Raw genomic sequence first — 1,336 nt, 5'->3', positions numbered from 1 at the left:
ACTTGATGTATGGAATCCACTCCCTCCTTTGCAACCTAGAGTTAGGAGAGTGAGAAAAAACCGAGGGTTCCAATATGTTGACTAAAAATGTTATCGCTATCGACTTAGCAAAAAATGTTCTTCAAGCCTGCCATATCAGCATTCATGGTGAGTTACTATCCAATAAACCTCTGAGTCGCCAGAAAATGAAAGAGTTCCTGGCAAAGGCTAAGCCTTCGATTGTCGCCATGGAAGGTTGTTGCGGTTGCCACTACTGGGGACAATTAGCAGAAAAATTTGGGCATGAAGTACGAATTATTAACCCTAAGAAGGTGAAAGGATATTTGGAAGGTCATAAAACCGATCATAATGATGCTCTCGCCATCGCTAACGCCGCTATACAAATTGGCATCAAGTACAGCCGTCCAAAGTCACTAGAACAACAATCTATGCATTCTTTAGAAACCAGCCGTAGATTCTTATCTCGTAGTGTGGTTTCCCTAGCGCTTCACATTCGAGGGACGATTTTGGGCTACGGTATAGCAAACCCTAGAGGTGAAAAAGGTTTAAAAGCATCGGTTCAAACAGTGCTTGATGGTGACACATTAATACCAGCCAATGTCGTTTCTGTTCTCTCGATGCTATGGGATCAATATAAAGAGCTGAAAGCAAAACTCATAGCATTTGAAAAAGAAAAAAACGCTTTAACTCGTCAAATTGAACCATGCCAACGATTAATGGAAATTGAAGGTGTTGGTGAAACGACTGCCGCAATGCTCTATACAACCCTTGGTGATGGCAAACAGTTTAAGAACGGAAGGCAAGCTTCAGCGTTTGTTGGTCTTACACCCAAACAACACAGTTCAGGTGGCAAGGTCTTTATGATTGGGATCGATAAATGCGGTGGTGTAAAGGAGCTACGTTCGCTTCTTTATCTTGGTGCAATGTCTTACGTTGGACGACTACCTGAAAAACCGAAGACTCAGAAGGATGCATGGTTGAGGAGTATCATAGATCGTATCGGTTTCAAGAAGGCCTGCATTGCACTGGCTAACAAGGTGGTACGGACTGCGTGGGCAATGCTTCGGTATGAGACTGAATACAAACCAGTTTTACTCACCGATTAATCACTAATAAACTCTAAAATTTTACAAAATGATGAAGCATAAAAGGTAAGACCAACCTACTGAAAACCTGACCTTTCTGTCATGCTTTCCAAGCTGCTAACTCGATAAGGACAGTAGGTGCGCAAACATCAAAGGCTAGAAGGTAGCTCCTTCAACAAGAAGCCGAATATACGTACGCATCTTAACTTTTATTACCAAAATCACTTTGTAAATACGTGGATTCCATATAC

Annotated in this window: 1 protein-coding gene; it reads left to right on the top strand. The window is 41.9% G+C overall.

What is annotated here, in order from left to right; all coding sequences use genetic code 11:
* Positions 1-74 precede the first annotated feature (74 nt).
* A complete protein-coding gene (locus tag AB6E08_RS23325) occupies positions 75-1,106 on the top strand; it encodes an IS110 family transposase (RefSeq protein ID WP_371997509.1) in 1,032 nt (343 codons plus the stop codon).
* Positions 1,107-1,336 lie beyond the last annotated feature (230 nt).

This window comes from Vibrio sp. 10N.247.310.24 (assembly GCF_041467175.1).
Taxonomy (GTDB): domain Bacteria; phylum Pseudomonadota; class Gammaproteobacteria; order Enterobacterales; family Vibrionaceae; genus Vibrio; species Vibrio tasmaniensis_A.
The sequence above is the reverse complement of the archived record's forward strand: the minus strand, read 5'-3'. Positions and strand labels throughout refer to the sequence as shown.